Source organism: Bradyrhizobium huanghuaihaiense (genome assembly GCF_007830635.1).
GTDB lineage: Bacteria > Pseudomonadota > Alphaproteobacteria > Rhizobiales > Xanthobacteraceae > Bradyrhizobium > Bradyrhizobium huanghuaihaiense.
In genome coordinates this window covers 34,363-54,587 of record NZ_VLLA01000037.1, presented here as the reverse complement: position 1 = coordinate 54,587, position 20,225 = coordinate 34,363, and the positions used below count along the sequence as shown (strand labels likewise).

The following is a 20,225-nucleotide window of genomic DNA, read 5'->3' as shown; positions in this document are numbered from 1 at the left end:
GTGTTGCGCGTGCTTGACCAGTGGATCAGGCGACGGTTGCGCGCCGTTGCCTGGAAGCAATGGAAGTATGGACCCGCTCGCTTTGCCGAGTTGCGACGCCGCGGCGTCGGCCGGGATCTGGCGGCGCAAACCGCCGGCAGCCCACGTGGCCCTTGGCGGCTCGCGAACAGCCCCGCGCTCACCATTGCTCTGCCAAACGGCTTCTTTGCCTCACTCGGCTTGGCTTCCGTCGCGGCACGGCGACCCGCATAATCCGCTGAACCGCCGGATACGGACCCGTATGTCCGGTGGTGTGGGAGGGGCGGAGCCGCGAGGCTTCCCCCTATCCCGATTGCCTACCCTTTTCAGCAGCCCCGGCAGATGCTGCGCATCTTGGCATCGACCTTAGCTTGTTCTGCGGCCGCCTCTGCGGGCGGCGGGCTACCCGACCACGGTAGCGTCGTTTTTGCCCTGAAGACGATGGGCGCCGTGAGGTGAAGACTGTCATCCTCAATCTCGGCGGGCGGCTCCGGAAATGGCGCAGCCGCTTCCACCATCGCTAAGGCTGCGGCGTCGAGTTCGCTGGAGCCCGTGCTTTCGACCAGCGCGCTCGAAATCAAATTGCCCGTCCGATCGAGAACAAACAGGACTTTCGCCGTACCGCCTTCGGCAGGCGAATTGCGCGGATAGATCCTCTTGCTGAACAGTCGATTGGAAACTTGCCTTTTCCAGGCGTTGATAGAGCTCTCTTGGGTGTCTGGCGCCTCAGTCTGCGCATACGCGGGGAAAGCCGCAAGCAATCCGAGAAGCGCGGCCAGCAACAAGGGGAATTTCATCTGCATCGGTGCAGATACTAGTCGCGGTCCGGTTGATTGCAAGACTCGTTGCTCGTATCGCGCTTGCCCCGTTGTGGGCAATTCGCGCGGTCGCGAAGCATCGGGCGCTTGACGGCAACCCAATTGCCCCGTTGATACGTCGGGCCGATGACATTCATCGCAGCCTCAAGCCGCCGGGAGGGACGTACCATGGACCAGCAACTGCTCGATCGTCTCGCCATCCGCGACCTCGTCGAGAACTGGGCGGTGTGGCGCGACGCCGGTGACTGGGAGCGTTTTGCGACCGTCTGGCACGAGGAGGGCTGGATGTCCGCCACCTGGTTTCAAGGGCCGGCGCGGGATTTCATGCGCGTCAGCCAGGAGGGGTTCGCCAAGGGCGTGCGCATCCTGCATTTTCTCGGCGGCAGCAGCATCGACCTGTCCGGCGAACGCGCCATCGCCCAGACCAAGATGACGATCTCGCAGCGCGCACCTGTACATGACGTGCTTTGCGACGTCGTCTGCACCGGCCGCTTCTACGATTTCCTGGAGAAGCGGCAGGGGAAATGGGGCATCGTCCGCCGCCAGCCGATCTACGAGAAGGACCGCATCGACCCGGTCGATCCCGCCGCGACGTTGCGACTCGATCAGCAGGCGCTCGCCGCGCTTCCCGAAGGCTACCGGCATCTCGCTTACATGCAGGAGCTGATCGGCTACAAGGTCAAGCGCGACATGCCGGGCTTGACCGGTGCTGAGGTCGAGAGGCTCTATAGCGAGGGGCGGGACTGGCTGGCGGGGAAAGCGAAGTAAGGCGTACGGTCAAGCGGCCGCTGGCCCGATGATCTCTTCTGGAAATATCAATGAAACCGGTTTCCGCTCTGGCGTTGGTCGCTTGCGCCGTCATTTCTTCGTCCCCGGTCCTTGCGCTTGACTGCGCGAAGGCATCTCACGAGGCGGAGAAGATCATCTGTTCTTTTCCGGAGGCAAAGAAGGTCGACGAGGCGATGAGCGCCGCCTATTTCGCTTTGCTACGCCGGACCACGGACCCGGAATTCCACGAGGCGCTCATCCGCAGCCAGCGACGATGGATCGAGGCACGCTCGCGCGGTGTCCCGAGAATAGATGGCCAGGAAGACGAGGAGACCGATGATCGCAAGGTGTTGTTGAAGATCACGAGGGATCGCCTCGATTTCCTAAAAGGAAGTCGACCGATCCACACGATGGAGCAACAGCGGAAAGTCGCATCTAAAGAAAGCGGCGGCCCGTTCGCGGGCTACGAAGGCCCCTGCGATTTCATGCCTCCGCGCTTCGGTCATTGGGAATATGCCTGCTGGATTGCCACGCATCGCCAGCACAAGGACCGAGTGTGTAGTGTGGGGGCAGAGTGGGCCTCCGGTCACACCACCGAGCGACGACTTGTCAGTATCGTGGCGAGCGGCGAACTCAAACCTGCCGCGAGCTGCTACACCGGCTATGCGGGGCATACCTGCCCTGATACGGAGAACAATGCCAACATGGCAGCCGCCGCTCACTGGAACACGAACCCCAAAATATCTTTCGGTGATTTGGGTCCATCGCGTGCTGGCAGTCTCTGGAAATATGACCCCGACGGCCCGGCTGGATATGACGAGCCCTGGATGCAGGATTGCCTGTTCGCTCCGAACTATCCGCCGGCCGATGTGAGCCGACCTGATCCGGCTCCGATAGTGAAAACCCCGTAGGTTCGCCTTCGGCTCGCGATCAACCCCCCAGACAAAAGTAAGGCGCGACTGGCATCACCACAGTCGCGCCCTACGTCGCCGGCTTATGGGGCAGGGGGGAATAGCCGGCTGCAGAGACGACTCCCGACTGCCGGACTCGTTCCAGGCGGTTGCGAATTTTTTTGCATGGGCGCCCCGACCTTTTCGCACACGGTTAAGTGATCGCGACGGTCGAGAACCCCCGGTCCTCGGCTCGCGTTGTTCCCTCGATCGCCATGGGGCGAGGGATTGACAGCCATGTCACAGATTCAAAAGGTATTTTTGAGCGCCGCCGCGATTGCCGCAACGCTTGGCGCCGTGCAACTCGCCTCCGGCCACGATCTGGCCGACCGCTGGCAAGCGGTCGCCGACAAGTCTGACAAGCCGGGCCACAACGTCAACCGGGCCGGCAAGGCCGACCGGCTGGCCGAGATCAAGCAGGCAGCGGTTCCCACCCGCACCGTGTCGATGCGGCTGAACGACCTCGCCGATACCTCGGTGCTGCTGCGGGTCCCCGCGGTGATCGAGACCGGCAACGCCAAGCCGCCGGTGTTGCTCCAGAACCAAAACCAGAGCCAGAAGAAGCAGGGTCGCAGCAACAAGCCGACGATCGCCTGCGAGCCGATGGTCAGCTCCCTGACCGAGGTCGCCAAGCTGCTCCAGCCCGGCCGTTGCGTCACCTGATCGCCCACCGTCCTTGGGCGGGATTGCCTCTGCCGCAGGCAGGGGCCGAGTTCCTCATGTCCTCTTGATCCGCCCTCTCATCGCGTTATATCCGGGCTTTCCCTTTGATTTGACCGGGTAAACGCATGACGACGTCAGACACGGCTGTGCATACGCAGCCCTTCCAGGCCGAGGTTTCCGAGCTTCTGCACCTCATGGTGCATTCCGTCTATTCGGAGACCGACATCTTCCTGCGCGAGCTCGTCTCCAACGCCTCGGATGCCTGCGACAAGCTGCGCTACGAGGCGATCGCAACGCCGGCGCTGCTGGGCGAGGGGGACGCGCTCAAGATCCGCATCATCCCGAACAAGACGGCCGGAACGCTCACGATCGCCGACAATGGCATCGGCATGGAGCGGCAGGAGCTGATCGACCATCTCGGCACCATCGCCCGTTCCGGCACCAAGGCCTTCGTGTCCAAGCTGAAGGAGGCCAAGGACGGTCTCGGCTTGATCGGCCAGTTCGGCGTCGGCTTCTATTCCGCCTTCATGGTCGCCGACAGGATCGTCGTCATCAGCCGCCGCGCCGGCGAGAGCGACGTCTGGACCTGGACGTCGTCCGGCGGCTCCGGCTTCGAGATCGCCCGCGCGAGCGAGGAGGACGCGGCGCGCGTCGTGCGCGGCACCGAGATCGTCCTGCACCTCAAGGACGACGCCAAGAAATATCTCGAAACCTACGAGATCGAGCGCATCGTCAGCGCTTATTCCGACAACATCCTGTTTCCCATCGAGCTCGTCCCCGAAGAGGGCGAGCCGCGCCAGATCAACTCGGCGAGCGCGCTGTGGCAGCGCTCGAAATCCGAGCTGACGCCGGAGGACTACAAGAAGGCCTATCAGCAGATCGCCTCGGCCTTCGACGATCCCGCGATGACGCTGCACTACCGCGCCGAAGGGCGCTACTCCTACGCCGTGCTGCTGTTCGCGCCCTCGACCAAGCCGTTCGACCTGTTCGAGCCGAACCGCAAGGGCCGCGTGAAGCTCTATGTCCGCCGCGTCTTCATCACCGATGATGCCGATCTCTTGCCGGGCTACTTGCGCTTCGTCCGCGGCGTCGTCGACAGCGAGGATCTTCCGCTCAACATCTCGCGCGAGATGCTCCAGAACAATCCGCAGCTGGCGCAGATCCGCAAAGCCGTGGCGACCCGCGTCGTATCCGAGCTCGAAAGCCTCGCCGACAAGGATGCCGAGAACTTCGCCAGGATCTGGGACGCCTTCGGCGCGGTGCTGAAGGAAGGCATCTATGAGGATTTCGAGCGTCGCGAAAAGCTGCTGGCGCTGTCGCGCTTCACCACCACGTCGGGCGAGAAGCGGTCGCTGAAACAGGTCGTCGCCGATTTCAAGCCGAACCAGACCGAGATCTATTATCTCGTCGGCGACAGCATCGAGCGGCTGAAGTCCAACCCGCGGCTGGAAGCTGCGACGGCGCGCGGCATCGAGGTGCTGCTGCTGTCCGATCCCGTCGACGCCTTCTGGACCTCGATGCCGACGGAGTTCGAGGGCAAGCCGCTGAAGTCGCTGAGCCAGGGCGATCTCAATCTCGACCTGATCCCGCGCCTCGACGACAAGGACGAGGCGAAGAAGGACGAGCCCGTCGCCGATGAAGCGGCCACCATCGCCGTGATCAAGGCCGCGCTCGGCGAGCGCGTCAGCGACGTCAAGGCCTCGACGCGCCTCACCAGCTCGGCCTCCTGCCTCGTCGCCGATAGCCAGGGCCCGAGCCGCGAGCTCGAGCGCATCCTGTCGCAGCAGAACCGCGGCATGCGCACCAAGCCGGTGCTCGAGATCAATCTGCGCCATCCAATGGTGGGCGCGATCACTCGGGCACAGGCCGGCTCCAAGGCGGTCGACGATCTCAGCCTGCTCCTGCTCGAGCAGGCGCAGATCCTGGATGGCGAGCTGCCGGAAGACCCCGCGGCGTTTGCGGCGAGGTTGAACCGGCTGGTGCTGCAGGGGCTCGGCTAGCTTCGCGCGGCTTCATTGGTCGTCATGGCAAGGGGCGAGCCCGGCCATGACGACCGCGTTGCGACAGGCCCACCTCACCTTGCCGTCATATGTCCCTGGGAACAGTCGCCTCTGCGGCGGTGTTATGCCATAGGAGGGCGTCGGCATCAGATCTGCCGACACTACCGATTCGAGGATGTCTTCATGCGTTTGCCGATCCTGACCCTCACCGCGATTGTCACGCTGTTTGCTGCGGCAGATGCGCGCGCCCAGACCTATGATCCGCGCTATCCGGTGTGCATGCACGTGTACACGCCCGGTGGCTGGGGTGGTGGCGGCGACTATTACGATTGCTCGTTCACATCGCTGCCGCAGTGCCGCGCCACGGCTTCGGGCCGCTCCGCGACATGCGACCTCAATCCCTACTACGCCTTCGACGAACCGCCACCGCCTCCGCGCAAGCGTCACAAGAAGGTGTATTAGGCAATCCGGGGCGCAGGAGCGTACTTCATGCGTTTCTCGTTCGGCCAGGTCGTGATCGTCGGCGCGGTGCTCGCGGCCGCGCCGTCACACGCGCAGACCTTCGATCCCCGTTTTCCCGTCTGCATGCACGTCTATTCCGGCGGGAGTAGCGGCGGCGGAGAATGGTACGATTGCTCCTTCGCATCGCTGTCGCAGTGCCGCGGCACGGCTGCAGGCCGTGCCGCCACCTGCGATCTCAATCCGTTTTATCCGGTCAACGCACCGCCGCCGCGTCCGCGCCGCGGGAGAAGCGGCTAGCGCTCCCTTTTCCGGATCGTACTTCAGGTGCCGTGAGGCGCCTCCTTGGCCGCGGTGGCGATCGCATCGGCCAATTGCCAGGTCATCTTGTCCGTGGTCCAGTCGCTGACATGCAGCCTGGTATCATCGCCCGGATCCACCAGACGGTCGAACGAGATCTGCGCGACTTCGTGCCAGCCCTTCATCAGCGCGAAACGGCCGAAGGCGTTGACGCCCTTCTCGTGCGCGATCTGACCGATCGCCTCGACCATGGCCTCTGCCTTCTTGCGCTTGGCCGGTGTCAGCACTGCCGGCACATATTGAAGGTCCATCAGGATCACGTCGATCCTTCCGGCGCCCAGCAGTTGATCGACACCTTCACGGATGGCGTTCGTGGTGTCCGCGAACGAGGGACCGTCGGCTTGCCACACCGAATTGGTGCCGATCTGCCAGATGACAACATCGGGCTTCAGGTCGAAAACGTCGCGCTCGAACCGCTTCAGCTCCAAGGGAGCGTCTTCGCCGCCGACGCCCCGATTGATCACCTCGATTGCGACATTTGGAAATTTGATCCGAAGAGCCGCCAGCAGCCTCTGCGGGTAAGGAGCGATGCCTCCTTCGCCCGCCGTGGTCGACGAGCCGATCGCGACCACCCTGGCCTGCCCACCTTTCACGCGGCTGGCGAAATTCGTCAGTGGCTGCTCGAACGGCGCGGCCTGGACGGGAAACTCTGACGGATCGAGAGCCACGGTCGCCTCCCTTCAAACTCCGACAACGCAGGGTAGCAAAGGATAGCCCGTTTACCCGGGATCGCCTAGTCGCGGCGAGGCTGGATCGCTATTCCTTCCTGCTTCCCGACAGCTCGACCACCTTGCGCCAGCGCTCGGCCTCCGCCGTCAGCAGAGTTAATCGCGCACTAACCGGCCTTTACCTTGTCTCTTAACACCTGGGCAGGACGCGCGAGCTAAGCTGCCGGGACCAGCAGACACGTTCCGAAAGAATGAACGGCATGACCACCGGCGTCATCGAGCAACCGAAGGCCGCGCGCGCGCCGTCGGCATCAAAGATCTGGCTGAAGGCCATCGAGCTCACGGCGCGGATCGAGACGCTGCCGGGCCGACTGTTCGCCGACGTCGTCGACGACTGGGCGCGGCGCCAGCCCGACCGCGTCGCGCTGGTCACGGATGACGCGAGCCTCGACTACGACGGCCTGTCGAAGCGCATCAACCGCTATGCGCGCTGGGCGCGCTCGGTCGGTGTGGCCAAGGGCGATACCGTTGCGCTGATCATGCCGAACGGCATCGATTATGTCGCTGCCTGGCTCGGCATCAGCCGGATCGGCGGTGTGGTCGCGCTGATCAACACAAAACTCGTCGGCCAATCGCTCGCGCATTGCCTCGATGTCGCAAGGCCCCTGCACATCATCGTCGCGCACGATCTGATGGCGACGCTCGAGAGCGCGAAGCCGCATCTGAAGACGGATGCAAAGATCTGGACCCATGGCGATGCCGGCAGCGAGCGCGCCATCGACGTCGCGCTTGCCGCGCTCGGCGACGGCCCGCTCTCATCCGGGGAGCATGGCGACGTCACCATCGACGACCGCGCGCTCTTGATCTACACCTCCGGCACCACGGGCCTGCCGAAAGCCGCGAGCGTCAGCCATCGCCGCATCCTCAATTGGGGTTTCTGGTTCGCCGGTCTCACCGGCGCGACGCCGCAGGACCGGCTCTACGACTGCTTGCCGCTGTTCCACTCGGTCGGCGGCATCGTCGCGCCCTGCAGCATGCTCGCCGCCGGCGGCTCGGTGGTGATCGCCGAAAAATTCTCGGCCTCGAATTTCTGGCCCGACATCGTGCGGCACGACTGCACGCTGTTCCAATACATCGGCGAGCTCTGCCGCTATTTGCTCAAGGCGCCGCCGTCGGAATACGAGAACCGGCATCGGCTGCGGCTTGCCTGCGGCAACGGCCTGCGCGGCGACATCTGGGAGGATTTTCAGGCGCGTTTCGCCATTCCGCGCATCCTCGAATTCTATGCGGCAACCGAAGGCAATTTCTCGCTGTTCAATGTCGAGGGACAGGTCGGCGCGATCGGCCGCATCCCGCCGCTGCTTGCGCATCGCTTCCCGGCTGGCATCGTCAAGCTGGACCCCGACAGCGGTGCGCCGCTGCGCAATGAAGAGGGCTTTTGCCTCGCTTGCGCCCGCGGCGAGGCCGGCGAAGCCATCGGCCGCATCGGTACCGCGGATCAGGGCGGCGGCCGCTTCGAGGGCTACACCGATGCCGGCGAGACCGAGAAGAAGATCTTGCGCGACGTCTTCGCCAAGGGTGATGCCTGGTTCCGCACCGGCGATCTGATGCGGCTCGACGACAAGGGCTTTTTCCATTTCGTCGATCGCATCGGCGACACCTTCCGCTGGAAGGGCGAGAACGTCGCGACTTCGGAGGTGAACGATGCCGTGCGCGAATTCACCGGCGTGATCGATGCCACCACCTATGGCGTCAGCATCCCCGGTACCGACGGCCGCGCCGGCATGAGCGCGATCGTCGTGAACGAGGGCTTTGACATCGCTGCACTGCCTGCCCATCTCGCCCAGCGCCTGCCGGCTTACGCCCGCCCGGTCTTCATCCGCATCTCGCGCGAGCTCGATGCCACCGAGACCTTCAAGCAGAAGAAGGGCGAGCTCGCCCGCGAGGGTTTTGACCTGGGCGCGATCTCCGATCCGTTGTTCTTGCTCGAACCGAAGTCGGGTACTTATGTCGTGCTGGACGGGGCGGCCTGTGCGGCAATCTCGGAGGGCGCGATCCGGCTGTAACGCAGCCAAAATCAGGAGATAGGTCCAATTTTATCTGAATTGTCCAAGAAGCCATTTACTTCTGTCGGGTAAACAGACGGCCATGGGGAGGCGGTCATCAAGAGCCGCCGCAACACGGACGAGCCATAACAAAAGAGAGCCAGCCATGTCGGTAAGGTCTAAGGTCATTGAGGCGATCCAGCAGATCGCCAAGGAGCAGCACGTCACGCTTCCCGCGCTCTCGGACGATCTGTCCCTTCACGAGACGGGTTTCGACTCGCTCGCCTTCGCCATCCTGGTGGCGCGTCTCGAGGACGAGACCGGGGTCGACCCCTTCACCATTTCCGAGGACGCAGCGTTCCCCGCTACGGTGGGCGATTTCGTGCGGGCCTACGAAAATGTCCCCGCGTGAGATCTTTGCGCTTCGCGACCATCTCGGTGCGGAGCTGAAGGGCCGCACGATCTCCGATGCGCATGATGTCGTATCGCTGACCGACATCCTGTCGTACACGGTGCTGGGCGGCCGCCTGCACGAATTGTCAGGTCGCGCCGTGCTGCTCAAGCTGTCCGACCAGCTCCGGTCGGGCCTCGCCATGATCGAGCTCGACGGCATCGCCCGTCGCATGCTGCTCTGTCCGCCCGATCTCAATCCGTCGCATCTCGAAGCGCTGATTGCGGATGCCGGGATAGATGCCGTCGTCACCGACGAGCCCGAGCGCTGGGCGGAGACCGGCGTGCCGCTGGTCGTCACCGCACAATTGCCGCTTCAAGCCACTGCGCCGGCCAGGACCGAGCGCGCCACCGAATGGCTGATGCTCACCTCGGGCACCTCAGGCGTGCCGAAAATCGCCGGCCATACGCTGGAAGCGCTGACCGGCGCGATCGTCGCCGAAGGCCCCGCGCGCGGACCTGCGCCGGTCTGGGCCACGTTCTACGACATCCGCCGCTATGGCGGCCTGCAGATCTTCCTTCGCGCCGTTCTCTCCGGCGGCTCCTTGGTGCTGTCCGATCCGCATGAAGCGCTCGCCGATCATGTCGCGCGGCTGAATGCGCGCGGCGTCTCGCACATCTCCGGCACGCCGTCGCACTGGCGCAAGCTCCTGATGAGCGGTTCGGCCGCGCAATTTACCCCGCGCTACGTTCGTCTGTCCGGCGAGATCGCCGACCAGGCCGTGCTGGACGGCCTGAAGACGGCGTTCCCCAATTCCTTCGTTGGCCATGCCTATGCCTCGACCGAGGCCGGCGTCGGCTTCGCCGTCAACGACGGGCTCGAAGGCTTTCCGGCCGACTATCTCGGCAACCGCAATGGTGTCGAGATGAAGGTCGTGGACGGCTCGTTGCGTATCCGCTCGACGCGCACGGCGCACGCTTACATTGGCCGCAATGCCGCCCCGCTCACCGATTCCGACGGGTTCGTCGACAGCGGCGATATTGTCGAGCTGCGCGGCGACCGCTATTATTTTGTCGGCCGCCGCGGCGGCATCATCAATATCGGCGGACTGAAGGTCCACCCCGAGGAGATTGAGGCGGTGATCAACCGTCATCCTGATGTGCGGATGTCGCGGGCGAAATCGCGCAAGAGCCCGATCACCGGCGGCATCGTCGTCGCCGACGTGATCCTTGCCGACGGCACGGATCAGGTCCGGGTGAAGGAAATTCGCGACCAGATCCTGGAGCAGTGCCGTGCCCAGCTCGCGTCCCACAAGGTGCCGGCAGTGATCCGCTTCGTCGAAGCGCTCGACGTCACCCCGGCCGGAAAACTGGCGCGCACAGATGCATAACGTTCTCGTCACCGGCGGCAGCCGCGGCATTGGGCTCGCGATCGGTAAACGCCTGGTCGCTGCCGGCTTCAACGTGATCGCGGCCGCGCGGCGCGAGAGCGACGAGCTCAAGGCTGCCATTGCCGAATCCGGTGGGCACCTGCATTTCCGTGCCTGCGACCTCGCCGTGATCGACGCGATCCCGGCCTTCGCAAAGCTCGTGCGCGACGAGTTCGGCCCGATCTACGGCCTCGTCAACAATGCCGGCCTCGGCACCGAAGGCCTGCTCGCCACCATGCACAATTCCGAGATCGAGGCGCTGGTGCAGCTCAACGTGCTGTCGCCGATCATCCTGACCAAATATGTAGCGCGGCAGATGATGGCGGATGGCGCCGGCCGCATCATCAACATCTCCTCGATCATCGCGACGACCGGCTATAACGGCCTCTCCGTCTATGGAGCAACCAAGGCGGCCGCGACCGGCTTCACCCGCTCGCTCGCGCGCGAGGTCGGCAAGCTCGGCATCACCGTCAATGCGATCGCGCCTGGCTTCATCGACACCGAACTCACGCACAATCTCTCCGACGAAGGCCGCAAGCGCATCGCCGGCCGCAGCGCGCTGCGCCGTTTGCCGGAGACGGAAGACGTCGCGCGCATGGTGGAATATCTGCTGGGCGACGGCGGCCGCAACGTCACGGGCACCGTGTTCACGATCGACGCCGGGAATACGGCATAACCGGAACCGGGCTGCCACAATTGCGTTGATCCGGCGCAATGACAGCAAGCCGGATTTGGTCGTAAGATGTCCCGCAATCGATTGGGTTACGTCAATCGATCTGCCCTAAACGAAGGGGAGCAGTCGATGGCCATTTCAAACATGACCGCTTCAAGTCAGGCTCTGACGGAGCCATCGTGCGCGAAGCCGGATGACGTACGCTGTCCGCCGATGTCGCATCAGAATTCCGGCGCTCACGGCCACGAAATGTATCCGCAGCAATTCGTGCGTCTGGTCGGCTGCCACGACGTCCCCGCATCCGCGCTGCGCAAGCGCCAGGACGAGAAGCTGCATTAGCGCGCGTTGGCGCTCACGTCCGATGCTTCGGCAGGTCAATCCGTTCGTGTGAGAATTCCGGCGGGCCCTCGGTGAGGCGGCGGATGCGGCGTTCGCGTTCGTCGTCCGGCAATGCGGGATCGAGCAGGCCCTCGATCTCGTGCACCGCCAGCTCCTCGATGCGGTCGGCGTCGGATGCGACCGAGCGTGCTGATGCAGGTACCGCGGGCGCGATCTTCAGGCCGAGCTCGACCAGCCTGCAGATGGCATCCGAGCGCGACAGCTGATGGGCTTCGGCCCAGGCATCCACGGTGGCGGTGAGCATCTCCGGCATTTTCACCGCACTGATCGCATCGAGCCCCGTGCGCCGGCCTACCGGCGAGGCGGAGTCCTTGCTGCCGAAATCAGACACCCCGATCATCCCCGCGCGACCGTTTCAGATGGATCAACCGTAAACGTCATTTGCGGCGTGCTGTTTGATGCCGATCAATGACGAACTGCGGCATTGCGGCGCGCTGCGATCTTGTTGTCCGGCTCCATTTCGGCCAATGATCGGGAATCGAACCCGGATAGACCCTGCCACGTATCTGGTTTAGGACGCTTCCCAACCATCCGGCATCACCCGATGACATCAGGCGAATCCTTTTACGGCGGCATTTCCGTCTTCCGCGGCTTCACCAGCCTGATGGATCCCACGCTCTATGCGCCGCTGCCGGACGATTGGAGCATCGGCGTCGCCGACATCGTCGATTCGACCAAGGCGATCGCGGCGCAGCGCTACAAGGCGGTGAACATGGCCGGTGCGGCCGTGATCGCGGCGGTGACCAACGCGCTGGAGGGGCGGGAATTCCCCTTCGTGTTCGGCGGCGACGGAGCGAGCTTTGCGGTCGCGCCTTCCGATCTCGATGCTGCGCGCGAGGCATTGGCCGCGACCGCGACCTGGGTCCGCGAGGATCTCGATCTGAAGATGCGCGTCGCGCTGGTGCCGGTGAGCGCCATCCGGGCGCAGGGCCTCGACGTGCGCGTCGCGCGTTTCGGTCCGTCGCCGAACCTGTCCTACGCGATGTTCTCCGGCGGCGGGCTCGCCTGGGCCGATGCCGCGATGAAGCGCGGCGAGTTCGCGGTCGCGGAAGCGCCCTCAGGCACGCAGCCGGATCTCTCGGGCCTGTCCTGCCGCTTCGAGGTGATGCCGGCTGCGCGCGGCTTGATCCTGTCGGTGCTGGTGATGCCGTCGCGCGGCGCCGATTCGCATGCTTTCCGCAAGGTGATCGAGGACATCATCCATCTCGTCGAGCGCAGCCCGGAGGGCGGCCGCCCGGTGCCGCCGCAGGGGCCGCCTCTGAAATGGCCGCCGCAGGGGCTGGACTTCGAAGCCCGCACCAGGCGCGGCGGTCCGCTGCTCGCGCGCAGAGCCGGCGTGCTGGCCTATACGCTGTTCGTCTATCTGATCATGCGCTTCGATCTCAAGGTCGGCGGCTTCGTGCCCAACATCTACAGGCGCCAGGTGGTCGAGAACTCCGACTTCAGGAAATATGACGATGGCCTGCGCATGATCCTCGACTGCACGCCGCAGCTCGAACGCGCGTTGAGCGATCGTCTCGCGGCCGCCGCGCGCGACGGCATCGTGCGCTACGGCCTCTATCAGCAGGATGCCGCGATGATGACCTGCTTCACGCCGTCGGCGCTGCGCAGCGATCACGTACACTTCATCGACGGCGCGCGGGGCGGCTATGCCTCGGCGGCGACCGCGCTGAAGGCGATGACGGGGTGAGGGCCCTTGTGTCCCGGACGCGCTGCGGCACGCAGTGACGCTGCGCAGAGCCGGGACCCAGTCTGCGGCCTCTGGGCCCCGGCTCTGCAGCGCACCGCAAGAGCGCTGCGCTGCGTCCGGGGCACGAGAGTTCAGAAGCTCAGCGCCCCGCGCGCGTCCAGGTCTCGCCGCCGCAGAGCGCGCCGACGCAGCCTTCGACCCGCAGCGAATCCGCGCCCGTCACCGTGACGCTGCTGGCATAGGTGCTGCCGTCATCGGCATTGTAGATCTGGCCGGACCATTTGTTCGGGGCCGCGGGCTGCATGCCGCTGAATAGCGGCAGGCCGATCATCGGACGCTTGGCGAGCGCGGGATTGGGGTTCTTGCTGTCGCTGGCGGGCTGGCCGGTCGCGGTGTCCATGGGCTCGCGCAGCCAGACGATGTGGCCGCAGATGCCGCCGCCGCACTTGCTGATCTTGACGCGGGCGTCGCCGGCCTGGGTGAGCCAGGTCCCGTCGGCGCTCTGCGCATGCGCGGCAGTCGCGCCAAGCAGTGCAGTCAGGATGACGGAGAGGATGGCGAATCTGCTGAACATGGAGCGGCCCTGAAAAATGGAGGCGCCTCCATAGCAGCCCGGCAGGATAGTGCAACGCCGGATTGAATCACATTCCTGCGCGTGATTTGCCTGCGCTCATTTGCCCCAGCGCACGAACGCGACCGAGGCTGCGGTCAGGAGCCCGAACACGGCCATGGCGCCGCCGACCAGCGCGAACAACGTCCAGGCCGGCGCCTGCGCCGTCATGAGGCTGATACCGCCGATCGCGACGATCAGCAGCCGCGCGGTGGAGGCCAGCACCGGACCGCCGACACGTGCGGCGCCTTGCGAGGAGAAATACAGCGACACGCCCATGCCGAAGAACACGAAGGCCGGGCCGGCCCAGTGGAAATAGCTGTGCGCCGCCGCCGTGACGCCGGGATCCCGCGTGAACAGCGACACCCACAGCGCGGGATCGAGCGCGACGACGAGGCCGATCGTGCCGACCGTAAGCCCCGAGGCCGCTGCTGCCGTCCACGCCACGCGCCGCGCGCGCGCGACATGTCCGGCGCCCATCGCCATGCCGACCATCGGCACCGAGGCGATGCCAAAGGCGAAGGTGATCGGGATCAGCAGAAATTCCAGCCGCGAGCCGATGCCGTAGCCGGCCAGCATCTCGGTGCCGAAGGTCGCGAGGATTTTCGTGAAGATCAGGATGGTGAGCACGGTCTGGAGCGGCGACAGGCAGGCGACGGCGCCCACTTTCAAGATATCCAGGAACATCGCGCGCTCGAAATGAAAGGCGCGGAAGTCGAGCTGCAGCCGGCTGCGGCCGGACAGGAGATACCAGAGGAAGAAGATCGCGGAGCAGCTGAACGCGATCAGCTGGCCGCTCGCAACGCCGGGCATGCCGAATTGCGGTGCGCCGAACAGGCCGAGCCCCAGCGTGCCGCCGAGCGCGATCTGGAGCACGCTCGCCCCGATCAGCGTCATCGACGGCAGGCGCATGTCGCCGGTGCCGCGGATCACGGACGCCAGCGTGTTGACGAGCCAGATCGCGACAGCGCCGGAGAACAGCACCTGTGAATAGCCGCAGGCTTCCTCGAGCACGCGCTCGCGCCCGCCGAGCAGCGTGAAGAACGAGCGGCCGAACACCAGCATCATCACCGTGAAGAACAGTCCGCCGCAGAGGCCGATGATGGCGGCATGCAGCGCCAGCGTCGCGGCGCGGTCGTGATCGCCGGCGCCGAGCGCGCGGCTGATCGCCGAGGAGACGCCGCCGCCCATCGCGCCCGCGCTCATCATCTGCGTCAGCATCGCGAACGGAAACACCAGCGCGATCGCAGCCAGCGGGATGGTGCCGAGCCGGCCGATATAGGAGGTCTCGGCAATCGCAACCAGCGTGCTGCCGACCATCGCGATCATGTTGGGGATGGCGAGCCGCAGCAGCGTCGGCAGGATCGGGGCGGTCAGCAGGCTCGCGATGGGGGAGGCGACCGGCGCAACCGGCGGGACGGCGTCTGCAGGGGCGTCGATCGTCATGTGCCACGGTGCGGAATATTGAATGATGATCGACATCTTATAGGGCGTGCGACACCCGCGCCAGCCCCCATCTCACGCAGGGCTCACCAGGGCAGGCCGCATAGGTCGATGGTGCCCAGCGTCGGGGCCCGGACGATGTCGAAGACGTAGGGTGCCATGTAGTCGAAGCGAATTCGTCCCTCCGGCTGCTCGCAATAGACGTCACCTTTGAAGGGTTGCCATTTGCGGGCCTCGTAGAACGCGAAATTGTGCGGCTCGCAGAACAGCAGCCCGAAGCGGACCGCCTCGTTGGCGCGCATGGTATGCACCGCCGCGTCGATCGCGATCGTCGCGTAGCCGCGGCCACGCCGGTCCTCGCGCGTGCAGACGCCGCCGATGCCGCCGACGTGAACCTTCTGCCCGTTCCAGGTCACGGTGCGGAAGTAGATGCCGACATGGCAGACGAGCCCGTCCTCGGGCGTCTCGAGTAGCACGCGCAGATCGGCATTGGCCCATTTGACGTGGCTCCAGGCTGGCTTGTCCGCGGCGTCTTGGCCCCAGACCGCGCTGAGCAGCGGCTTTGCGATCGGCCATGAGGCGTCGCCGTTCAAAATGTCGATCTCGATGGTCATGGCGTCGTCCTTCACAGCTTCGCTTCGTGGCGCGTTTGTTCTGTCTTAAGCGCTTCAAAGGCAATGATATTTTATCGCGAACCGCAGGTTTGATCGACGACGGCCCGTTGCGACGAATTTGTGCATTCGGGCGAGGGCACCCCATCACGCCTTTTCGCAAATTCAGAGGTATTTAATGGCGGCGGAACCTTCTATAAGGGGTGACCGTTAGAACGTTCCCCACCAGTTGCGGACAAGAACCCATGACCTTTACGCTGCCCCCACTCCCTTACGCCTATGACGCCCTCGGCCAGTACATGTCGAAGGAGACGCTGGAATATCACCACGACAAGCATCATCAGGCCTACGTCACCAACGGCAACAACGCGCTCAAGGGGACCGAATGGGAAGGCAAGTCCCTTGAAGAGATCGTCAAGGGCTCGTTCGGGAAGAACCCCGCGGTGTTCAACAATGCCGGTCAGCACTACAACCACATCCACTTCTGGAGCTGGATGAAGCCCAATGGCGGCGGCACCAAGCTGCCTGGCAAGCTCGAGAAGAAGATCAACGAGGACCTCGGCGGCTTCGAGAAGTTCAAGACCGACTTCCAGGCGGCCGGCGTCGGCCAGTTCGGCTCCGGCTGGTGCTGGCTCCAGGTCAAGAACGGCAAGCTCGAGATCTCCAAGACCCCGAACGGCGAGAATCCGCTGGTGCACGGCGCCACCCCGATCCTCGGCTGCGACGTCTGGGAGCACTCCTACTACATCGACTACCGCAACCGCCGTCCCGACTATCTCAAGGCGTTCGTCGAGAACCTCGTGAACTGGGAATACGTCGAGTCCCTGTTCGACAAGGCGTGAGTTTCACTCCGTCATCCCGGGGCGATGCGAAGCATCGAACCCGGGATCTCGAAATTCCGGGTTCGCACTTCGTGCGCCCCGGAATGACAGACAAGGCGGTCGCATGCGCGGCCGCCTTTTTGCTGTGCGGAATTGCCCTGCGCGGTGCGCGTATCGGCCTGTGATCGTACCGTTTGCATCGCGTTGGCGGCGCCCTTAATCAGGATGGGCATCACCCTCGAGCCGCCCACACCCGTTGTCAGAACTTCCCTCGAAAGCCCCGGCGCCTGCCGAGGACGCGGAGTCCGAGCCGCGGCCGGGACGCGTGCGCAAGCCGATCGGCTGGTCGACCATCATCATCGCGGCCCTGGTGGCGGTGAGCGCGGCACTGGTCTGGCGGCGTGACGGCACCGATGGTGTTCTGGACATCCTCACCCATGACCTGTCCCTGTTCGGCGGTATCCTGCCGCGCGTGCTGGCCGGCTGCCTGCTCGGGGCCTTCATTTCCGAGATCCTGCCGCACGAAAAAGTCTCGCGCTCGCTCGGGCCGAAATCCGGCCTGATGGGCCTTCTGATCGGCACCGCCTTCGGCGCAATCCTGCCCGGCGGGCCCTTCACCGCCTATCCCGTGGCGAGCGCGCTGCTCGCGGTCGGCGCCGATTTCGGCGCCACCATCGCCATGGTCGTGAGCTGGACCCTGATCGGCTACGGCCGGGCGGTTGCCTGGGAAATCCCAATCATGGGCACCGATTTCACGCTGTGGCGGATCCTGATCTCGCTGCCGTTGCCGGTGCTCGCAGGCGCCCTCGGCCGCTTCGTCTATGTCCGGCTCTATCCGCAGCCGCTCGCGAAGGACGACGAGAATTGAGCGCGGCGCTTCTGATCGACATCCTGCTGTGGGGCTCTGTGCTCGGCGTCGGGCTGATCGCCTTCCGCCGCGGCCCGCCGGTGTTCAAGGCCTCCTTACGCGAAGGCTCGATGGACTTCATCAACATCGTGCCGCGGATTGCGCTCGGCGTGATCGGCTCCGGCTACATCGCCGCGATCATCCCGCAGGAGGTGATCACCGGCTGGCTCGGCCCGGACAGCGGCTGGCTCGGGGTTGCCTCCGCCGTGGTTGCCGGCGCGGCCACGCCTGGCGGTCCCGTGATCGGCTTCTCCATCGGCACGGTGGCGCTGAAGTCCGGCGGCGGCGTGCCCCAGGTGGTCGCCTATGTCGTCGCCTGGGCGTTGTTTGCCTTCCAGCGGGTGATCTTGTGGGAAATCCCGTTCATGCCGGCCCGTTTCGTCTGGTTGCGCTGCGCCGTCTCGGTGCCGTTCCCGTTCGTGGCGGCCGCCATCGCCATGGTGATCGGGAAGCCCTGAGCCGGGCGTGACGCTTGGCGACGTCATTCCGGGGCGGCTCGCAGAGCCGAACTCTGGTGCGCAATTGCGCACCTGAGAATCTCGAGATTCCGGGTTCGATGCTTCGCATCGCCCCGGAATGACACCCCCGGCCGTGGACAGGGGTAATGTTATAATATAACGTTCTTGCATGGTTCCCGCCGCGTCCCACGCCCACCAACACGACCATGCGCATGGCCACTCTCATGGCCATTCCCATGACCACGCGCATGGGCACGACCACACCCATGCCCATGTCCACGATGCGGCCTCGCCGCATCCGGCCCAGGCGGCGCCCTGGTCGATCCTGCGCATGACCATGGCGGGCCGCCTTGCGGCCGCGCTCGCCGTCTGCGCCGTGCTCTGGGGCGTGGTCTTCCTGGCAATGAGGTGAAGATGGCGGCGCTGCATTTCCACAACGTCACGCTCGGCTATGACCGGCATCCCGCCGTGCATCATCTCAACGGTGAGGTCGCCCCGGGCGCGCTGGTCGCCGTGATCGGTCCGAACGGCGCCGGCAAGTCGACGCTGCTGCGCGGCATCGTCGGCATCCTGAGGCCGCTCGACGGCAGCATCCATCTCGGCGGGCTCGATGCCCGCGACATCGCCTATCTGCCGCAGAGCGCGGAGATCGACCGCAGCTTCCCGATCTCGGTATTCGATTTCGTCGGCACCGGGCTGTGGCGCAACGCCGGCCTGTTCGGCGGCATCGGCAAGGCCGCGCGGGACAAGATCCTCCGCGCGATCGCGTCCGTCGGCCTCAATGGCTTCGAGAACCGCCCGATCGGCACGCTCTCGGGCGGGCAGATGCAGCGCGTGCTGTTCGCGCGGGTGCTGCTCCAGGACGCCAGCCTGATCGTGCTGGACGAGCCCTTCAACGCCATCGACAGCAAGACCACGGCCGACCTGCTGGCGCTGGTGAAGCACTGGCACCACGAGGGCCGCACCGTGCTCGCCGCGCTGCATGACATGGAGATGGTGCGCAACCATTTCAGCGAGACGCTGGTGCTGGCGCGCGGCCCCGTGGCCTGGGGACCGACGGCAGAGGTGCTGACGCCGGAGAATCTGATGGTCGCGATGCGGATGTGCGAGGCCTTCGACGACACAGCCGCGGCCTGTGGCGAAGATGGGCGCTCGCAGGCGGCGTGACACCAGATGGTCTATGACGCGCTGATCGGTCCGTTCACCGAATTCGAGTTCATGCGGCGGGCGCTGGCCGCCGTGATCGCGCTGTCGCTGGCCGGCGCGCCGATCGGCGTGTTCCTGATGCTGCGGCGGATGAGCCTCGTCGGCGACGCCATGGCGCATGCGATCCTGCCCGGCGCCGCAATCGGCTTCCTGCTCTCCGGTCTCAACCTGTTTGCCATGACCGCCGGCGGCCTGATCGCCGGCTTTGCCGTCGCGATCCTCGCCGGCGTCGTCGCCCGCTCGACCGGGCTGAAGGAGGACGCGTCGCTCGCGACCTTCTATCTGGCCTCGCTGGCGCTCGGCGTCACCATCGTCTCGATCAAGGGCACCAATATCGACCTGCTCCATGTCTTGTTCGGCAACATCCTCGCGATGGACGACCAGACGCTGCTGGTGGTCGCCTTCAACGCCACGGTGACGCTGCTGGTGCTCGCGGTGATCTACCGCCCGCTGGTGATCGAGAGTGTCGATCCGCTATTCCTGCGCACGGTGAGCCGGGCCGGGGGCCCCGCGCATCTCGCCTTCCTGGCTCTCGTTGTCATCAACCTCGTCAACGGCTTTCAAGCGCTGGGTACGCTGCTCGCGGTGGGCCTGATGATCCTGCCCGCGGGCATCGCGCGGTTCTGGTCGCGCGATCTCACCGCGATGATTTGCATCGCCGTGGTGGCCGCTGCCGTCTCCGGCTATGCCGGTCTCGTGCTGTCGTTCCAGACCCGCGTGCCGTCGGGCCCTGCGATCATTCTGGTGGCGACGGTGCTGTACATCGTCTCCGTGCTGTTCGGCCGCGTCGGCGGCATCGTCCGGCAGCTGTTTCCCGGCCGGCATCTGGAAGCGTGAC

The 20,225-nt window shown here is 65.1% G+C and carries 25 protein-coding genes; 19 read left to right on the top strand and 6 right to left on the bottom strand.

All coding sequences use genetic code 11. The features are described from left to right. A partial coding sequence (locus IQ16_RS46380; RefSeq protein WP_283812208.1) for a group II intron maturase-specific domain-containing protein occupies nucleotides 1-252 on the top strand: 252 nt, incomplete at its 5' end. 92 nt (nucleotides 253-344) lie between these two features. Here the strand turns inward: IQ16_RS46380 and IQ16_RS39865 are convergent. After that, a complete protein-coding gene (locus IQ16_RS39865; protein ID WP_018648580.1) occupies nucleotides 345-821 on the bottom strand; it encodes an energy transducer TonB family protein in 477 nt (158 codons plus the stop codon). 183 nt (nucleotides 822-1,004) lie between these two features. Between IQ16_RS39865 and IQ16_RS39860 the strand changes: the two genes are divergently transcribed. The 6 genes from IQ16_RS39860 to IQ16_RS39835 all read left to right on the top strand — a co-directional run bounded on the left by IQ16_RS39860 (nucleotide 1,005) and on the right by IQ16_RS39835 (nucleotide 5,976). Next, nucleotides 1,005-1,604, top strand: coding sequence for a nuclear transport factor 2 family protein (locus IQ16_RS39860; RefSeq protein ID WP_026312927.1), 600 nt, complete (start codon nucleotides 1,005-1,007; stop codon nucleotides 1,602-1,604). Between the two features lie 50 nt (nucleotides 1,605-1,654). Then, the gene (locus IQ16_RS39855) at nucleotides 1,655-2,515 is read left to right on the top strand and encodes a lysozyme inhibitor LprI family protein (protein ID WP_018648578.1); all 861 of its coding nucleotides are present in this window, start codon (nucleotides 1,655-1,657) and stop codon (nucleotides 2,513-2,515) included. Between the two features lie 276 nt (nucleotides 2,516-2,791). After that, entirely contained in the window at nucleotides 2,792-3,217 is a 426-nt protein-coding gene (locus tag IQ16_RS39850; protein WP_018648577.1) for a hypothetical protein, read from the top strand. Between the two features lie 125 nt (nucleotides 3,218-3,342). Then, nucleotides 3,343-5,217 (top strand): molecular chaperone HtpG, encoded by a 1,875-nt coding sequence (htpG, locus tag IQ16_RS39845; RefSeq protein ID WP_018648576.1) that lies wholly within the window; start codon nucleotides 3,343-3,345, stop codon nucleotides 5,215-5,217. Between the two features lie 183 nt (nucleotides 5,218-5,400). Next, nucleotides 5,401-5,679, top strand: coding sequence for a DUF3551 domain-containing protein (locus tag IQ16_RS39840; RefSeq protein WP_018648575.1), 279 nt, complete (start codon nucleotides 5,401-5,403; stop codon nucleotides 5,677-5,679). Nucleotides 5,680-5,706: 27 nt separating this feature from the next. Further along, complete coding sequence (locus IQ16_RS39835) at nucleotides 5,707-5,976, top strand: DUF3551 domain-containing protein (RefSeq protein ID WP_018648574.1); 270 nt, start codon at nucleotides 5,707-5,709, stop codon at nucleotides 5,974-5,976. Nucleotides 5,977-5,999: 23 nt separating this feature from the next. On the opposite strand, the gene IQ16_RS39830 is transcribed toward IQ16_RS39835, so the two are convergent. Further along, the gene (locus IQ16_RS39830; RefSeq protein ID WP_018648573.1) at nucleotides 6,000-6,704 is read right to left on the bottom strand and encodes an SGNH/GDSL hydrolase family protein; all 705 of its coding nucleotides are present in this window, start codon (nucleotides 6,702-6,704) and stop codon (nucleotides 6,000-6,002) included. Between the two features lie 251 nt (nucleotides 6,705-6,955). Between IQ16_RS39830 and IQ16_RS39825 the strand changes: the two genes are divergently transcribed. From IQ16_RS39825 to IQ16_RS39805, 5 genes are all read left to right on the top strand, one after another. Then, nucleotides 6,956-8,770 carry a long-chain-acyl-CoA synthetase gene (locus IQ16_RS39825; protein ID WP_018648572.1) on the top strand — a complete coding sequence of 605 codons (1,815 nt, stop codon included), beginning with the start codon at nucleotides 6,956-6,958 and terminating at the stop codon, nucleotides 8,768-8,770. A gap of 145 nt (nucleotides 8,771-8,915) precedes the next feature. Continuing rightward, nucleotides 8,916-9,161: an acyl carrier protein gene (locus tag IQ16_RS39820; protein WP_015688794.1), complete on the top strand. Its 246-nt coding sequence runs from the start codon at nucleotides 8,916-8,918 to the stop codon at nucleotides 9,159-9,161. After that, a complete protein-coding gene (locus IQ16_RS39815; protein WP_018648571.1) occupies nucleotides 9,148-10,530 on the top strand; it encodes a class I adenylate-forming enzyme family protein in 1,383 nt (460 codons plus the stop codon). Before IQ16_RS39820 ends, IQ16_RS39815 begins: the two co-directional genes overlap by 14 nt. Further along, nucleotides 10,523-11,245 carry an SDR family NAD(P)-dependent oxidoreductase gene (locus IQ16_RS39810; protein WP_018648570.1) on the top strand — a complete coding sequence of 241 codons (723 nt, stop codon included), beginning with the start codon at nucleotides 10,523-10,525 and terminating at the stop codon, nucleotides 11,243-11,245. The genes IQ16_RS39815 and IQ16_RS39810 overlap by 8 nt, the downstream gene beginning before the upstream one ends. A gap of 126 nt (nucleotides 11,246-11,371) precedes the next feature. Next, nucleotides 11,372-11,581 carry a hypothetical protein gene (locus IQ16_RS39805; protein WP_018648569.1) on the top strand — a complete coding sequence of 70 codons (210 nt, stop codon included), beginning with the start codon at nucleotides 11,372-11,374 and terminating at the stop codon, nucleotides 11,579-11,581. A gap of 13 nt (nucleotides 11,582-11,594) precedes the next feature. On the opposite strand, the gene IQ16_RS39800 is transcribed toward IQ16_RS39805, so the two are convergent. Continuing rightward, on the bottom strand, nucleotides 11,595-11,981 hold the full coding sequence (locus tag IQ16_RS39800) for a hypothetical protein (RefSeq protein ID WP_018648568.1): 387 nt from the start codon (nucleotides 11,979-11,981) through the stop codon (nucleotides 11,595-11,597). 204 nt (nucleotides 11,982-12,185) lie between these two features. On the opposite strand from IQ16_RS39800, the gene IQ16_RS39790 reads away from it, so the two are divergent. Continuing rightward, entirely contained in the window at nucleotides 12,186-13,331 is a 1,146-nt protein-coding gene (locus IQ16_RS39790) for a DUF3095 domain-containing protein (protein ID WP_018648567.1), read from the top strand. Between the two features lie 139 nt (nucleotides 13,332-13,470). Here the strand turns inward: IQ16_RS39790 and IQ16_RS39785 are convergent, their stop codons facing one another. The 3 genes from IQ16_RS39785 to IQ16_RS39775 all read right to left on the bottom strand — a co-directional run bounded on the left by IQ16_RS39785 (nucleotide 13,471) and on the right by IQ16_RS39775 (nucleotide 15,998). After that, a complete protein-coding gene (locus IQ16_RS39785; protein WP_018648566.1) occupies nucleotides 13,471-13,905 on the bottom strand; it encodes a DUF2147 domain-containing protein in 435 nt (144 codons plus the stop codon). 96 nt (nucleotides 13,906-14,001) lie between these two features. Then, complete coding sequence (locus IQ16_RS39780) at nucleotides 14,002-15,387, bottom strand: MATE family efflux transporter (protein ID WP_026312925.1); 1,386 nt, start codon at nucleotides 15,385-15,387, stop codon at nucleotides 14,002-14,004. An 83-nt stretch (nucleotides 15,388-15,470) separates the two neighbouring features. Further along, complete coding sequence (locus IQ16_RS39775; protein WP_026312924.1) at nucleotides 15,471-15,998, bottom strand: GNAT family N-acetyltransferase; 528 nt, start codon at nucleotides 15,996-15,998, stop codon at nucleotides 15,471-15,473. 242 nt (nucleotides 15,999-16,240) lie between these two features. Here IQ16_RS39775 and IQ16_RS39770 point away from each other — a divergent pair, with 242 nt between their 5' ends. The 6 genes from IQ16_RS39770 to IQ16_RS39740 all read left to right on the top strand — a co-directional run bounded on the left by IQ16_RS39770 (nucleotide 16,241) and on the right by IQ16_RS39740 (nucleotide 20,224). Continuing rightward, nucleotides 16,241-16,837 (top strand): superoxide dismutase, encoded by a 597-nt coding sequence (locus IQ16_RS39770; protein ID WP_026312923.1) that lies wholly within the window; start codon nucleotides 16,241-16,243, stop codon nucleotides 16,835-16,837. Nucleotides 16,838-17,072: 235 nt separating this feature from the next. Next, on the top strand, nucleotides 17,073-17,684 hold the full coding sequence (locus IQ16_RS39760; RefSeq protein WP_026312922.1) for a permease: 612 nt from the start codon (nucleotides 17,073-17,075) through the stop codon (nucleotides 17,682-17,684). After that, nucleotides 17,681-18,181: a hypothetical protein gene (locus IQ16_RS39755; RefSeq protein WP_018648562.1), complete on the top strand. Its 501-nt coding sequence runs from the start codon at nucleotides 17,681-17,683 to the stop codon at nucleotides 18,179-18,181. The genes IQ16_RS39760 and IQ16_RS39755 overlap by 4 nt, the downstream gene beginning before the upstream one ends. A gap of 169 nt (nucleotides 18,182-18,350) precedes the next feature. Beyond that, the gene (locus IQ16_RS39750; protein WP_018648561.1) at nucleotides 18,351-18,593 is read left to right on the top strand and encodes a hypothetical protein; all 243 of its coding nucleotides are present in this window, start codon (nucleotides 18,351-18,353) and stop codon (nucleotides 18,591-18,593) included. Between the two features lie 2 nt (nucleotides 18,594-18,595). Next, nucleotides 18,596-19,348, top strand: a complete 753-nt coding sequence (locus IQ16_RS39745) for a metal ABC transporter ATP-binding protein (RefSeq protein ID WP_026312921.1) — start codon at nucleotides 18,596-18,598, stop codon at nucleotides 19,346-19,348. Between the two features lie 6 nt (nucleotides 19,349-19,354). Then, nucleotides 19,355-20,224, top strand: a complete 870-nt coding sequence (locus IQ16_RS39740; RefSeq protein ID WP_018648559.1) for a metal ABC transporter permease — start codon at nucleotides 19,355-19,357, stop codon at nucleotides 20,222-20,224. The last annotated feature ends 1 nt before the right edge of the window (nucleotide 20,225 follow it).

Bases quoted from the DNA above. Each gene is read 5' to 3' on its own strand.
- IQ16_RS39740 (WP_018648559.1), top strand. From the start codon at position 19,355: ATGGTCTATGACGCGCTGATCGGTCCGTTCACCGAATTCGAGTTCATG.
- IQ16_RS39745 (WP_026312921.1), top strand. From the start codon at position 18,596: ATGGCGGCGCTGCATTTCCACAACGTCACGCTCGGCTATGACCGGCAT.
- IQ16_RS39785 (WP_018648566.1), bottom strand. From the start codon at position 13,905: ATGTTCAGCAGATTCGCCATCCTCTCCGTCATCCTGACTGCACTGCTT.
- IQ16_RS39790 (WP_018648567.1), top strand. From the start codon at position 12,186: ATGACATCAGGCGAATCCTTTTACGGCGGCATTTCCGTCTTCCGCGGC.
- IQ16_RS39770 (WP_026312923.1), top strand. From the start codon at position 16,241: ATGACCTTTACGCTGCCCCCACTCCCTTACGCCTATGACGCCCTCGGC.
- IQ16_RS39780 (WP_026312925.1), bottom strand. From the start codon at position 15,387: ATGACGATCGACGCCCCTGCAGACGCCGTCCCGCCGGTTGCGCCGGTC.
- IQ16_RS39800 (WP_018648568.1), bottom strand. From the start codon at position 11,981: ATGATCGGGGTGTCTGATTTCGGCAGCAAGGACTCCGCCTCGCCGGTA.
- htpG (WP_018648576.1), top strand. From the start codon at position 3,343: ATGACGACGTCAGACACGGCTGTGCATACGCAGCCCTTCCAGGCCGAG.
- IQ16_RS39815 (WP_018648571.1), top strand. From the start codon at position 9,148: ATGTCCCCGCGTGAGATCTTTGCGCTTCGCGACCATCTCGGTGCGGAG.
- IQ16_RS39805 (WP_018648569.1), top strand. From the start codon at position 11,372: ATGGCCATTTCAAACATGACCGCTTCAAGTCAGGCTCTGACGGAGCCA.
- IQ16_RS39835 (WP_018648574.1), top strand. From the start codon at position 5,707: ATGCGTTTCTCGTTCGGCCAGGTCGTGATCGTCGGCGCGGTGCTCGCG.
- IQ16_RS39820 (WP_015688794.1), top strand. From the start codon at position 8,916: ATGTCGGTAAGGTCTAAGGTCATTGAGGCGATCCAGCAGATCGCCAAG.
- IQ16_RS39865 (WP_018648580.1), bottom strand. From the start codon at position 821: ATGCAGATGAAATTCCCCTTGTTGCTGGCCGCGCTTCTCGGATTGCTT.
- IQ16_RS39840 (WP_018648575.1), top strand. From the start codon at position 5,401: ATGCGTTTGCCGATCCTGACCCTCACCGCGATTGTCACGCTGTTTGCT.
- IQ16_RS39810 (WP_018648570.1), top strand. From the start codon at position 10,523: ATGCATAACGTTCTCGTCACCGGCGGCAGCCGCGGCATTGGGCTCGCG.
- IQ16_RS39825 (WP_018648572.1), top strand. From the start codon at position 6,956: ATGAACGGCATGACCACCGGCGTCATCGAGCAACCGAAGGCCGCGCGC.
- IQ16_RS39855 (WP_018648578.1), top strand. From the start codon at position 1,655: ATGAAACCGGTTTCCGCTCTGGCGTTGGTCGCTTGCGCCGTCATTTCT.
- IQ16_RS39860 (WP_026312927.1), top strand. From the start codon at position 1,005: ATGGACCAGCAACTGCTCGATCGTCTCGCCATCCGCGACCTCGTCGAG.
- IQ16_RS39850 (WP_018648577.1), top strand. From the start codon at position 2,792: ATGTCACAGATTCAAAAGGTATTTTTGAGCGCCGCCGCGATTGCCGCA.
- IQ16_RS39775 (WP_026312924.1), bottom strand. From the start codon at position 15,998: ATGACCATCGAGATCGACATTTTGAACGGCGACGCCTCATGGCCGATC.
- IQ16_RS39750 (WP_018648561.1), top strand. From the start codon at position 18,351: ATGGTTCCCGCCGCGTCCCACGCCCACCAACACGACCATGCGCATGGC.